The following is a 12,105-nucleotide window of genomic DNA, read 5'->3' on the forward strand; positions in this document are numbered from 1 at the left end:
ATGAACCGGATTGTAGATAAGATAAGGTCGAACATGTTCCCGTTCGTTGCGGCAACGACAATTATTGTCGGTTGCTGTACGGCGTGGTACCTGAACCATCCGTCTAGCCCTTACCATGAGCGTTACAGGTTCGTGGTGCGTTACGAGGCCATCGGTACGCTTTCGCCCGGCAACCGCGTGGGCGTGCGCGGCATTTCAAAGGGCCAGATTCTGAAGGTGCAGCTTACCGACGACGCCGTGTACGTTACGGCCGAGGTGCTTGCCGATACCAAGATTCCCCGGAACTCGGAATTCCGCCTGATTACGTCGGGACTCATGGGCGAACGCGAGATGAGCGTGCTCACCGGAGATTCCCCGGACCTTATCGCCGACGGCGATACCGTGAACGGTATCTACGATAACGGCACTTCGGGCATTTCGAAGGACCTGTTCGCGGCCATGGAAAGCCTGATGGAAATCAAGGACAAGATGGTCGCCCTGAAGGATTCCGTGACTACGGGCAGTTCCGGCCAGCGCATTGACCGCATCGTGAAAAAGAGCGGCAAGATCGTGACGCTCACGAAGAACGCGGCGGGCACCTGGAAGGAAACTGTCGAGGAAATCATTGAGAAGTGCGACCAGACGCTGCAGAAGGCGAAGGCCATTGCCGATGCGGTGCCCAAGGAAAGCGGGGCCACTATCGAGAAAGCCCAGGTGATTGTGGAAAGGCTCGATTCCCTTAGCGCAAAACTGGACAATCTCAAGGCGGAAATGGACGGCCTTTCGTCCAAGTTGGAACAAGACGACAACACCGCCGGACTCATTGTTTCCAAAAAAGGGGCCCTCGTAAGCGAGATAGAGGCCATTTTGAGGGATATAGACAGCCTTACGGCCCATATCAAGAAAGGAGGCCTCCAGATAAATGTCGATATTTTTTAAGTGTAGATAGATTTTTTTGTAAAAAAAAGATAATTTAACACGGACAATGACGAACCTGTCGTCGGAACCCCAAAAAAGGAGTTTATATGGCTGAGAAGAAACCCGCTAAAATGAGTGATGCAGACCTTAAGTTTTTCGAGGAAATGCTTGTTGAAAAACGTCGTCAGCTGGTGACTGCGCAGAGCGAATCCGAAAAGGCCAACGCGTTTCACGGGCAGAAAAGCCAGTCGGGCGACGGCGGCGATTCGGACAGTGCCGACTCCGCGACGGACTACAACGCCCTCGAGACGACCTTCTCCCTGGCGGCCCGCGAAGGCAAGTACCTGGTTTACCTCGAAGAAGCCCTCCAGCGAATCAGGAAGGGTACCTTCGGCATCTGCAAGGTCTGCAAGCAGCTGATTCCGAAGACGCGACTCATGGCGGTGCCTACGGCCACGAAGTGCGTGAACTGCAAGGAAGAAACCAAGAAGAAGGAACAGGAAAACAACCGTATCGAGATGGCCCGCCTGTTCGCCGAAGAACAGCGTCGCGAACTGCAGAAGAAGAATGCAGGGCGCTAGTTCCTAGAATTTCTCAATTAACCATCAGGGAGTCCCGGCCGCGGTGCCGGGATTCTTTGTATATGGCGGCCTGCGGTCGGTTTATAGAGCGCCGAAGAAGGCGTCGGAAAGCGTGGCGCGGAAGGCGTGGATGCGGTCGGCGCTCGCTTCGCGGTGCGGGTACGTAAAGTCGCTGAGCAGGACCGCGGCGGCGCCTGCGATGGCGTCGGCGACGATGCTCGCCCCGGTGAAGCCTGTCTTGCCGAAGGTGCGGGGCGACACGCGCGACCCCATGAACTTGCTCTGCGCAAGTTCCCAGCCCAGGGCTGTGCAGGCGCCCGCGGCACTTGAGTATGCACGGGCCTCCGGCTTAAGGAACGCGTTCTCGCTCACCATCTCGAGAATCCCCGCGGGAACGACGCGGATTTCCTTGCCGTCGGCACCAGCCGCCTTGCCGTCGTTCAGGACCATCTTCACGAACTTGAGCAGGTCGGGGACGCAGCTGAACATGCCGGCGCTGCCGACGGGATAGAGCTGGCGCAACACCCAGGCGCTCTCGTCGTGGATTTCGCCCTGGATTTCGCGGCCACGGAAGGCGCAGATTTCGGTCGGCGCGATTTCTTCGCGCGGAATGCGGTTCCATTCGCGGGTGAGCGGATCCCAGCCGCTGCGGGTCATGCCGAGCGGTTCGAAGAATAGCTCGCGGCCCTGTTGCTGCAGGTCCTTGCCCGTGAGCCGCTGCAGGATTATTCCGAGCAGTACGCTTGCCGGGTTCCCGTAGTTGAAGTCTGCGCCGGGAGCCTTTTCGAACTGGTACGTGAACAGGGCGTCCAGAATGCCTTCGGGCGGTAGCGTACGCAGGGTCTTCATGGGCACGCGGTAGTCTAGGCTGTGCGTGAGCAGGTGGAATATGCGGATGTCTTCGCGGTAGTTTGTCTGCAGTTCGGGAATGAAGTCGACGACTCTGGTGTCCAGGCCCAGTTTGCCTTCGAGAATGTAGCGCAGTGCAAGCGTCGACGTGGGGCAGACCTTGGTGAGGCTTGCAATGTCGAAAACGGTGTTTTCGGGCGTGTTGAACGCAATTACATGCGTACTGCCGTCGGGCAGAATGAACCCGGCGACCGCCTTGTGGAACACGTCGGCGGCTTCGGCCTGTTCCAGGAGCCGCAAGATGTTGCTTTCGTTAAATGCCATGGGGACCTCTTTTAAAATTATAGCAAAAGCATTTATTATCTTATTTGCCATGGCAGAAGAACAAATCGACATCTTGAACCCCGACGGCACCCCTGCGGGTTATTCCTGCGGGCGCACGCGCGTGCATGCGGAGGGCCTGTGGCACCGCACGATTCATGTATGGGCTTTTAACCCCGAAGGGAAAATTCTTTTCCAGCTGCGGGCCCGCGTGAAGGAAAATAACCCCGGCCTCTTGGACACGAGCTGCGCAGGGCATATCTCTGCGGGCGATACCAGCGTGAACGCCGCCGTGCGCGAACTGCGCGAGGAACTGGGCGTGCGCAAGAGTTCGCGCGACCTCGAATACTTATTCGAGGCGACACACGAAAGTGTGCTCAACGGCGGCAGCTACCTCGATAACGAATACTACGACGTTTACAGGACTACCCTCACGGACGAGGAGGCTGCATCCCTCGTGCCGCAACCCAGCGAGGTCGACGATTTTGTCTGGATGACCCGCGAGGAATTTTTCGCGAAGCACAAACTGCACCCCGAGAAGTTCGTGGAGCACCCGAAAGATTACCAGTGGCTTATGGAGAATGCAAAATGACGATGTTCAGGAATGCGGCCCTCGTGCTGGAAGGCGGCGGAATGCGTGGCGCCTACCTTTCGGGCGTGCTTGACGTGATGCACGATAACGGACTCAAGTTCGGCGGTTATGCAGGAACGTCCGCAGGTGCCACGCACCTCTGCAGCTATATCTCCGAACAGCGCGAAAGGAACAGGCGCATCGACGTTGTCCATTCGGCGAGCAAGCGCTACATGGGCTGGGGAAACCTCTTTCGCACTGGCGAATTCTTTGAAGTCGATTACTGCTACAGGCAGATTCCCTACGTTATCGACCCGTTCGATTTCGAGAAGTTCCGCGAGAATGCGGCCGAGTCCGATTTCTACGCCGCCGCGTCGAACCTGGAAACGGGCGAGGCGGCCTACCTGCTGACCCGCGACCTCGACACGCCCGAAGGCATGGACAGGATTCGCGCATCGGCATCGCTCCCGCTGATGAGCCACATCGTGGAAGTCGACGGCATGAAACTTTTGGACGGCGGTGTCGCCGACAGCATCCCGTTCGAAATCATGGCGAAGAAGGGATTCGAAAAGCAAGTCGTCATCGTGACGCAGCCCGAAGGCTACGTGAAAAAGCCGAACTCGCTTGTGCCGCTCTTCAAGCTCATCTACCGCAAGTACCCGAAGTTTATCGAGGCCGTCGCGAGCCGTCACGAACGCTATAACCAGTGCCTGAAAACGCTGGACGAATGGTGCAATCGCGGCACGGCTTTCAGAATCCGCCCGAGTGAAAGTTTCGATATCTCGCGCCTCGAAAAAGACAAGTCTAAACTCGCGAGGCTTTATGACCTCGGCGTAAAGGACATGACAGCGCTCATGCCGAGGCTGTTGAATTTCTTAGAGGGTAAATGACGTGTCATTCTGAGCTATACGAAACTAAGAACTTTAGTTCTCAAGTTGAGTTATGCCCTTTGGGTAGGAGTGAAACGGAGTCGAAGAATCTAGTCGAGAAGAACCTATGTCTAAAGCAATCGCCGATCACAAGTACCGCCATTATAAAAAAGAGACGATGATTTACACCGTCGTCACCGCCGAAGCGCTCGATTGCGAAATGGTCAAGCCGCTCGTGGTTTACCGCAGCGAATACGAGACTCCCGACCATCCGAAGGGAACGCTCTGGGTGCGCGACCGCGAAGATTTCGAAAGCAAGGTGACGCTCGCCGACGGTACGGTCGTAGACCGGTTTACGGAAATCTAGTCCGTCGTCTTGATCATCTCGGCCAAGACCATCCCTGCGACAATCGCTACCGCGCCCGTGATGGCGACAGGCGTGATGTGCTCGCCCAGGGCGATGACCGCCGTGATGATGGTAACGAGCGGGATGGCGTAGATGTAGTTGCTCGCGAGCACCGTACCGAGCTGTTTCAAGACCTTGTTCCATATAAGGTAGCCGAACAGCGAAGAGAATACGGTAAGGCAGAGAAAGTTCAGCGAGACTACGGGCTCGGCGAAATTATGCCACGGGATGTCGAACGCCTTCGACGCGTTGCCGCCCGCCTCGACGAACAATGCCGGGATGGACGTGAGCGCCCCGTAGAAGAACATCTTGCGCGTGATGAACAAAGTAGAATAAACGCCGTTGAGCCTGCGCACGACAAGCGAGTAGACCGCCCACATGACGGACGAGGTGAACGCGAGCATGTCGCCCACGGGCGAAAGCTTCAGGATGAACTTGCCGTTCAGCACCACGAGTACCATCCCGACAAACGTGATCAGGCACCCGGTAACTTGCCGCTTGCCGAGGCGCTCCGCCTTGTACAGGATGCCCCCGAAAATCATGGTGAGCAGCGGGTTGGTGCACACGATAAGCGAGACGTTGCTGCTGGGCGAAAGCGTGAGGGCCGTGTTCTCGGCCCAGAAGTAGAGCGTGCAGCCCGTGATGCCGCAGATGAACATCACGAGTTCGTGTTTCCAATTGCTGCAGCGGAACTGCCTGTGAGATGCCGCGAGCAACAGCAGGTACGTGACAATGAATCGCAGCGTGAATACCTGCACTGCGGAGAATCCGTGGTTCAGGAGCACCTTCGTGCTCACGAAACTCGTACCCCAGAAGGCGACGGTTAAAATCGCAAGCAAATGCCAGAGTGCGAGTGAGCCGGATTTCATGCGTCTTTCAGGTGATCGAGGTACAGTTTCTGCGCCTTGGACTCGTATACGACGACGTCGAAGAGGTTGCCGTCCCAGCCGGTTCTCGATTCTACCAGGAGTCCGGCGCCATCGCCTTTGGCGGTAGGCAGGAAGGCGACTTTCCCGTCAGCCAGGTTCTTCTTTTCCAGATACCCTTCTTCGGCGTACCAGTCGCGTATTACTTTATAGTAAATACGCTCCATGTTCGCTTCGGGGGCGATAAGGTCGTTCAGGCGTCTCGCGATTTCGCTTACCGGTACGGGAGTCTCGTCGGTCGGGTAGTTCGCGAGCTGTTCGGCTGTCAGGTGAAATTTCTCGCGTTCCTTGCGGGCGGGCTTTTCACTTTCCGTTTCGGCACCGTCTGCCGAACCGCTTGCCGCGCGCTCGTTCTTCTTCGCAAACCTTTCGTTCGCGATGTCGATGCATTTCTGGATGTTGTCCAGAATGTACTGTTGCGCCTTTTGCCAGCACTGCGTAAAGATGTTGTGGTGCCCGCGGAGGTCGGCTTCCGTCTTCTCGAATCCGTAGCTTTCGCCGAGGGGGGTGGGCAGATTCGCTTCCTTGCCGTCTCCGGCGGCCTGCCTCGACAAGATGCCTTCTTGTACCAGGAAGTTCGCCACGTCGGCATAGAGCAGATGGTTCATCTTCGCGTTACGGGGAATCAGGTCGTTGATGTTGCGGACAATATGTGAGATGGATACGGGGTAGTCGAAAAGGCGGTAGCGCGCCAGGGCCTCGCTGCCTATGGAAAGCGGTTCCTGGATCTTCTTGGCGGCGGACTTGGGTTTTTCCTTGGCCTGCTCTTTGGCGGCGGGCTCGGCGACCTGGTTGTGGTTCAGCTGCTGCTGCAGGAGCGAGGCGACGTAGGCGAGGCATTTGCTGATGCGCTCCTGCTTGCAGGAATCCCCTTCGGGGAGGAGTTCGTCCGTTAGCGGGTTCACCCCGCAGGACAGTTTTCGCAGGTAAATTTCGGCTCTTTCGATAATTGCAAGTTCAGAAGGCATCGTGCATTCCCCAAATCTCAAAAACAACAGGGAAAGATAGCTTTTTCGACGGACAAAATACTATATTCCGTATGTATAAACACGGAGTTTTATTATGGAAATCAAATGGCTTAATCCCGATGCGAAGTTTGACCGCCTTGTATTGGCGGGCGATATTGGCGGCACCAACACGAACCTCGGCCTTGTCGGCTACAAGGACGGCAAGTTCACGCTGATCCTCGAGACGGTGTGCCCCAGCAAGGATATCGACGGCCTCGACGCTCCTATCCGCGAAACGCTCAAGGTTGCCGCAGAAAGCAATGCCAGCCTCAAGCCCAGCCACGTGTGCATCAGCGCCGCGGGCCCGGTGGCGAACAACAAGTGCGTCATGACGAACCTCCCGTGGAGCGTGGACGGCGACGCCCTTACCGCGGCAACCGGCATTCCGACGCTTGTCATCAACGATTTCATGGCCATCAGCTACGGCATCCCGACCCTCGACGTAGATGACCCCAACCAGATTTTCAAGCTCACGCATACCGACGGCAGCCAGCCCGCCCCGCAGAAGGCCACCAAGGCGGTAATCGGTCCGGGAACCGGCATGGGCGTTGGCTTCCTCGCGTTTGACGGCGAAAAGTACATTCCCGCTTCTTCGGAGGGCGGCCACTCTACCTTCGCCCCGTTTGACGAGGATTCGAAGGAATTCCACGACTACATGGCGAAGAAGATTGGCGACGTTCCGGGCGTTGAACCGCTCGTTTCGGGCATGGGACTGCGCAACATGTACGAATGGTGGAAAGAAACCCGCGGCATTCCCGATAACGCCGCCTTCAAGAAGATCGAGGAAACGGAACCGAACGATCGTCCCAAGTATATCAGCCGCGCTAGTGACACCGATCCGGTGGCGGCCAAGATGATGCAGCTTTTCGTAAAGATGCTCGCCCGTTTCGCTAGCGATGCCTCCACGCTGTTCTTGCCGCTGGGTGGCCTCTACCTGGCCGGCGGTACCGTGCAGAAGGACTTGCGCTGGCTCGAACGCGACAATTTGTTCATGACCTGGTTCGAGAAGAACTACAACCCGAACATCCGCCCGCTCCTGAACAAGATCCCGGTGTACATCATCAAGGATTACAGCATCAGCCTTTACGGTGCCGCTAACGCAAGCCTCAACTTGCAGAAGTAATATCTTGCGGGGAGATCCTATGCCGAGTGGATTCATGGAGAGCAAGTGCCCGGAATGCGGGAACAAGAATCGCGAAGCTTGCAACGCCTGGGCTTACGGGAGTCCTGTCAAGGTCTGCAAGGCGTGCCGCGCGGAATACCTGGACAGGCGTTTCCGCGAGGTGGCTATCGACGGCTTTGACCCGCGTTCGAACAACGTCTCGCTTTACGTGAAGGGAACCCTGTTCCTGCTGGCGCTAGCCCTGGTGTGTGCTGGCCTGCTCTATTTCCAGATGGGCAGGGGCTACTATTCCACGAAAATCCTTATTGTCGCCATCGCCTGCGGGCTTGGCTCTGTCGCGTGTGCCGTGATGGCGCTCCGCATAAAGCTCGGTTTCCAGGACAAGGCGAACGGAAAATTCATGGCCGAATCCGAGGCGCGCCTGCGCGACCCCGCTTATGTCCGGAAACTCGAGGGATTCGGTTACAAGGTTCCCGAAAAGTACAAGTCACGCTAATTTTCTATTATTGTATACATGATGGACTTTAAGAAAATGGAAGACGGGTTCCGCCTGATTCTTGAGGGAATGGGCGAAAATCCGAATCGCGAAGGTCTGCTCGATACGCCGAAGCGCGTTGCCAAGATGTACGCCGAACTCATGACCGGCCTTTCGGGCGAGACCCGCGCCGAAGACATTCTCAAGACGCGTTTCCACGAAAAGTACGACGAGATGATCATCGTACCGGACATCGAGTTCGCGAGCATGTGCGAGCACCATTTTCTGCCGTTTACGGGCAAGGCCCACGTGGCCTACATCCCGGGCGACTGCGTGGTGGGACTTTCCAAGATTCCGCGCGTGGTGGAATACTACGCCCGCTTCCCGCAGATTCAGGAACGCATGACGCGCCAGATTGCCGAACTCATCCAGAAGGAACTGAACCCGAAGGGTGTGGCCGTGGTGCTCGAGGCATCCCACATGTGCATGACGATGCGCGGAGTGAAAAAGCCCGGCGCCACGATGGTGACGACGCAGCTCCTGGGCCGCTTCAAGACCGACGAGAAGACCCGCGCCGAATTCATGTCGCGTATCTACGCGCCGCGCTAGTTTGCGCCCGAACGGGTTTCCATGTCCAACATGGATAAATTACGTACAAACTAACATTATGGGGTGAGCCGAAATTCGCACGGAATTTTGGCTTTTTGTTTACAATATTTTGGATTTTTTGTCCATAAAACATTGTCTCTGGCCTTAGTTTTCCTCGTCCCATCAAGGTATCTTATTTACTGGGTGGATGGATTTAAAAAAAATGAGGAGATCAAAATGAAGTCAAGAGCACTAAAATGCTTGGTTTTGGCCAGTACGCTGGCTTTATTCAACTGCGGCGACGCAGAAAATGCCCTTAACGACATCGCGGCTGCCCAGCAGCAGGGTGACCTCAACAATCCGGAACTCGGCCAGGAAGGCCAGGAAGGCCAGGGCGTCGTCGGTGGCCAGGAAGGTCAGGGCGTCGTCGGTGGCCAGGAAGGACAGGGTGACATCGGTGGCCAGGATATTATTGGCAGTTCCTCTGCCGCCGTTCCTGAATCTTCTGGCGATATCCTGAACCAGTCTTCTTCCGCCGTTGTCCCGGAATCTTCCGGCGACATCAACCCGGCTTCCAGCACGTCCGTTGGTCCGCAAAGCTCCGTGACGGTGGGCCCGCGTTCTTCTTCTTCGCAGGTTATGCCGAAGTCCAGCTCCAGCGAAGCGGTTGCTTCTTCTTCCAGCGAAGAAGTGAAGCCCGCCGGAATCTTCCTCGCCGAGGGCAAGGAAGAAGAAAAGGACCAGATGCAAATCGTATATACCGAGGATATCGAGCCCTGCATTTGGGATAATGACAAAAAAAGGAACTTATGCAAGATTCTCGCTTATCCCAAGCAGTTGTCCGAAACCCAGAAACATGCCGTCGTGGTGTGGGGCCCCGGTGGCGGTTCCGATCCCAAGGATTACCGCGCAATCATCAGCCGCCTAGCTTCCCACGGCTTCGTCGTGGTTGCCATTCCTGAGTCTCCGGGCAATGCTAATGAAGGCATTGAGGCTCTCAACTGGCTTGACAAGAAGAACAAGGACCCGAATGACCCGTTGTACAACAAGCTCGACATGAATACGGTGGGCGCATCTGGCCACTCCATGGGCGGTCTTGAATCCGAACAGCTGGTGATTAAGGACAAACGCGTTCTTACGGCGTTCCTCAACAACAGCGGCGACTGGAATGGCGCTGGCGCCAACAAGGTCGCGACGGACCGCTCCATCGCAATCCTCTATGGTGAAGGCGGCATGGAACGCGGCAATGCCGAAAATGATTACAACAACGCAGGTGTCAAGGCTCCCGCATGTCTTATCCAGATGACTGGTGGCCGTGGCAATGAATGCTATGAAGTTTCTCCGGGCCGCAAGGAATGTGGTTACGGTCATGGTTCGGGGTCCTGGGATGGCATGGCCGCAACGGTTGCCTGGATGCGCTGGCACCTCGGCGGCGAAGACTTCCGCAAGGCCGATTTCGTAGGCTCCACTGGCAAATACATCGATGGCAACATCATTGGAAAGCAGGGCAAGTGGAAAGGCCAGTGCAAGAACTTCTAAGAAATTCCACACTCCAACACAAAAACACTCCGGTCGGTTTGACTGGGGTGTTTTTTTTCTGAAACAAAGCTATTTTAATAGGGTAAACGGAGTTTTTCAACATGAACGCTGCTATCTTGACCAACGAGTTTCCGCCGGAAATCTATGGCGGTGCCGGAATTCACGTAAAATTCTTGACCCAGGAACTTGCCAAGCTTTGCCATGTCGAGGCGCTTTGCTTCGGTTCGCAGGACGAAGATGCCGACAACATCCGTGCGCTCGGCTTTTCGCGCAAGCTGGGCCTGAACCCGGCCGACGACCGTTTCCAGAAGATTTTTAAACCGCTCGACATCAATATCCAGTGGGCCGCTGCGCTCAAGGATGTCGACGTTATACACTGTCACACGTGGTATAGCCATTTCGGTGGAGTGCTGGCGAGCCGCCTGTTGCAGTGCCCGCTGATTCTCACGACGCACTCGCTTGAACCGCACCGCCCGTGGAAGGCGGAACAGCTGGGCGATGGCGGATATGCCATGAGCTGCTGGATCGAACGTACTGCCTACCAGAGTGCCGACGGGGTGATTGCCGTGAGCCAGGGCATGAAGCGCGACGTGATGAAACTTTACGGAGTCCCCGAAGACAAGATCAAGGTCATCTACAACGGCATCGATCCGGATTTCTATGCGCCGACTTTTGACGAGAAGATCCTGGCCAAGTGGGGCGTGGACCCCAAGCGTCCGTACGTGCTGTTCGTGGGCCGCATTACGCGCCAGAAGGGAATCAGCCAGCTTATCCAGGCTATCCCGCAGATAGACAAGGCGGCCCAGGTGGTGCTCTGCGCCGGTGCTCCCGATACGGTGGAACTGGCCGACGAATGCAAGAACCTTATCGAGAAGGTGCAGGCCGGCCGCGACGGCGTAGTGTGGATTCAGGAGGCCGTGCCGCACGAGGAACTCCGCGTGCTGTACAGCCATGCGACCGTGTTTGCCACTCCTTCGCTCTACGAGCCGTTCGGCATCATCAATCTCGAGGCCATGAGTTGCGGTACTCCGGTGGTGGGTAGCGCCGTCGGTGGCATTCCCGAGATTATCGTGGACGGTGAGACCGGATTCCTGGTCCCGTTGAAGGCGAAGTCCGAGACGGACTTTGAACCGGCCGATCCGAAGGCTTTCCAGACCGACTTTGCGAACAAGCTAAACAGGCTGCTTGGCGACCCGGAACTGGCCAAGAAGATGGGCGAGGTGAGCCGTAAGCGCGCTATCGACGTGTTCAGCTGGAAATCGATTGCCGAACAGACGTACGATTTCTACCAGGAATGCATCGCCAAATACAAAAAGAAGTAGTTTTTTGTATATTGAAAAAATCAGGAGGTAGAAAATGACAGCTCTTATTGTCGTAGGAATTATAGTCGTGGTCCTTGTCATCGCTATTGCTTCGATGTACAACGGCTTGGTAAAACTCCGTAACAACCGCGAGAACGCGTTTGCGAATATCGACGTGCAGCTCAAGCAGCGCTACGATCTCGTTCCGCAGCTCGTGAATACCGTCAAGGGCTATGCCACTCACGAAAAAGAAACGCTTGACAAGGTGACCTCTGCACGTGCTGCCGCCATGAATGCGACAACGGTCGACGAGAAGGTCGCTGCCGACAAGGCTCTTTCCGGTGCGCTCGCCGGTCTCCGCGTTTCGCTCGAAGCCTACCCGGAACTCAAGGCAAACGAGAACTTCTTGCAGCTGCAGAATGAACTTGCCGATATCGAGAACAAGCTCTCTGCCGCCCGCCGCTTCTTCAACTCCGCTACCCGCGAGTTCAATAACGCCTGCGAAGTCTTCCCGAGCAACATTATCGCCGGGATGTTCAACTTCAAGCGTGCGCCCATGTACGAGGCGACCGAAAGCCGCGAGACGCTCAACAAGGCCCCCGAGGTGCGTTTTTAGACGAAAGAACGGACCTACGGTCCTACAGACGAAAGA

The 12,105-nt window shown here is 56.3% G+C and carries 14 protein-coding genes; 11 read left to right on the forward strand and 3 right to left on the reverse strand.

Annotated elements, in window-relative coordinates; genetic code table 11:
• Positions 1-918 carry an MlaD family protein gene (locus B3M32_RS12015; protein WP_290747224.1) on the forward strand — a complete coding sequence of 306 codons (918 nt, stop codon included), beginning with the start codon at positions 1-3 and terminating at the stop codon, positions 916-918.
• Positions 919-1,004: 86 nt separating this feature from the next.
• Positions 1,005-1,478 (forward strand): TraR/DksA family transcriptional regulator, encoded by a 474-nt coding sequence (locus B3M32_RS12020; RefSeq protein ID WP_290747226.1) that lies wholly within the window; start codon positions 1,005-1,007, stop codon positions 1,476-1,478.
• An 81-nt stretch (positions 1,479-1,559) separates the two neighbouring features.
• Here the strand turns inward: B3M32_RS12020 and B3M32_RS12025 are convergent, their stop codons facing one another.
• A complete protein-coding gene (locus tag B3M32_RS12025) occupies positions 1,560-2,651 on the reverse strand; it encodes a serine hydrolase domain-containing protein (protein WP_290747228.1) in 1,092 nt (363 codons plus the stop codon).
• A 49-nt stretch (positions 2,652-2,700) separates the two neighbouring features.
• Between B3M32_RS12025 and B3M32_RS12030 the strand changes: the two genes are divergently transcribed.
• From B3M32_RS12030 to B3M32_RS12040, 3 genes are all read left to right on the forward strand, one after another.
• Positions 2,701-3,240 carry an NUDIX hydrolase gene (locus tag B3M32_RS12030; protein ID WP_290747230.1) on the forward strand — a complete coding sequence of 180 codons (540 nt, stop codon included), beginning with the start codon at positions 2,701-2,703 and terminating at the stop codon, positions 3,238-3,240.
• Positions 3,237-4,109, forward strand: coding sequence for a patatin-like phospholipase family protein (locus B3M32_RS12035; protein ID WP_290747231.1), 873 nt, complete (start codon positions 3,237-3,239; stop codon positions 4,107-4,109). The genes B3M32_RS12030 and B3M32_RS12035 overlap by 4 nt, the downstream gene beginning before the upstream one ends.
• 106 nt (positions 4,110-4,215) lie before the next feature.
• Positions 4,216-4,455, forward strand: a complete 240-nt coding sequence (locus tag B3M32_RS12040; protein WP_290747233.1) for a DUF1653 domain-containing protein — start codon at positions 4,216-4,218, stop codon at positions 4,453-4,455.
• Here the strand turns inward: B3M32_RS12040 and B3M32_RS12045 are convergent.
• Together B3M32_RS12045 and B3M32_RS12050 are read right to left on the reverse strand one after the other, a co-directional pair.
• On the reverse strand, positions 4,452-5,363 hold the full coding sequence (locus B3M32_RS12045) for a DMT family transporter (RefSeq protein ID WP_290747235.1): 912 nt from the start codon (positions 5,361-5,363) through the stop codon (positions 4,452-4,454). The genes B3M32_RS12040 and B3M32_RS12045 overlap by 4 nt on opposite strands.
• Positions 5,360-6,388, reverse strand: a complete 1,029-nt coding sequence (locus B3M32_RS12050) for a hypothetical protein (protein WP_290747237.1) — start codon at positions 6,386-6,388, stop codon at positions 5,360-5,362. Before B3M32_RS12050 ends, B3M32_RS12045 begins: the two co-directional genes overlap by 4 nt.
• Before the next feature lie 94 nt (positions 6,389-6,482).
• Between B3M32_RS12050 and B3M32_RS12055 the strand changes: the two genes are divergently transcribed.
• The 6 genes from B3M32_RS12055 (at position 6,483) to B3M32_RS12080 (ending at position 12,069) form a co-directional block, all read left to right on the forward strand.
• A complete protein-coding gene (locus B3M32_RS12055) occupies positions 6,483-7,550 on the forward strand; it encodes a glucokinase (protein WP_290747239.1) in 1,068 nt (355 codons plus the stop codon).
• Between the two features lie 19 nt (positions 7,551-7,569).
• Positions 7,570-8,046, forward strand: a complete 477-nt coding sequence (locus B3M32_RS12060) for a hypothetical protein (protein WP_290747241.1) — start codon at positions 7,570-7,572, stop codon at positions 8,044-8,046.
• An 18-nt stretch (positions 8,047-8,064) separates the two neighbouring features.
• Positions 8,065-8,634 carry a GTP cyclohydrolase I FolE gene (folE, locus tag B3M32_RS12065; RefSeq protein WP_290747243.1) on the forward strand — a complete coding sequence of 190 codons (570 nt, stop codon included), beginning with the start codon at positions 8,065-8,067 and terminating at the stop codon, positions 8,632-8,634.
• Positions 8,635-8,850: 216 nt separating this feature from the next.
• Positions 8,851-10,152, forward strand: coding sequence for an alpha/beta hydrolase (locus B3M32_RS12070; protein ID WP_290747245.1), 1,302 nt, complete (start codon positions 8,851-8,853; stop codon positions 10,150-10,152).
• A gap of 101 nt (positions 10,153-10,253) precedes the next feature.
• Positions 10,254-11,474: a glycogen synthase gene (gene glgA / locus B3M32_RS12075; protein ID WP_290747247.1), complete on the forward strand. Its 1,221-nt coding sequence runs from the start codon at positions 10,254-10,256 to the stop codon at positions 11,472-11,474.
• 34 nt (positions 11,475-11,508) lie between these two features.
• Positions 11,509-12,069, forward strand: a complete 561-nt coding sequence (locus B3M32_RS12080; RefSeq protein ID WP_290747249.1) for a LemA family protein — start codon at positions 11,509-11,511, stop codon at positions 12,067-12,069.
• Positions 12,070-12,105: the final 36 nt, after the last annotated feature.

It is taken from the genome of Fibrobacter sp. UBA4309 (assembly GCF_002395745.1).
Classification (GTDB): Bacteria; Fibrobacterota; Fibrobacteria; order Fibrobacterales; family Fibrobacteraceae; genus Fibrobacter.